Origin of the sequence: Streptomyces kebangsaanensis (assembly GCF_001906585.1) — a bacterium.
Classification (GTDB): Bacteria; Actinomycetota; Actinomycetes; order Streptomycetales; family Streptomycetaceae; genus Streptomyces; species Streptomyces kebangsaanensis.
Genome location: NZ_JUJA01000156.1, coordinates 152981 through 153452 on the forward strand (window position 1 = coordinate 152981; position 472 = coordinate 153452).

The following is a 472-nucleotide window of genomic DNA, read 5'->3' on the forward strand; positions in this document are numbered from 1 at the left end:
GGCCCTGCCCGGCAGCCACTTCGGTCCGCGGCCGTGGAGGAGCGCCAGGACGATCGACGCGGCCACCGCGATCAGGTGCTCGCGGCCGGCCAGGTTGGGCACGACGACCGACTCCACCACCATCGACCCGCCGGTGAGGAGGAAGACGACCGGGGCGCGCCGCACGACCGACAGGTAGGTGAACAGGCCCACCACGGCGGCGGACGGCCCGGTGTCGAGCACCTGTCCGGCTTCGGGCGGCAGCCCCAGTCCCCACCAGCCGGGGCCCGCCGCGATCATCACGCGCACCGTGAGGGTGCCGGCCAGCGTGGCCGCGTACGAGACGAACAGCGTCCGGCCCCGGCCCAGGGTGAGCTCGGCCAGTGCGAACGCGAGGAAGAGCTGGGTGATGCCGGCCCACACCGGCAGGTCCAGCGCCGGGACGTAGAGCGACACCGGGGTGCGCAGCAGGGCCAGCCACAGTGGCAGGTCC

General features: G+C 74.4%; 1 pseudogene. It reads right to left on the minus strand.

What is annotated here, in order from left to right:
* Positions 1-472 (minus strand): annotated as a pseudogene (locus tag RH94_RS26980) (hypothetical protein); the annotation flags it as partial.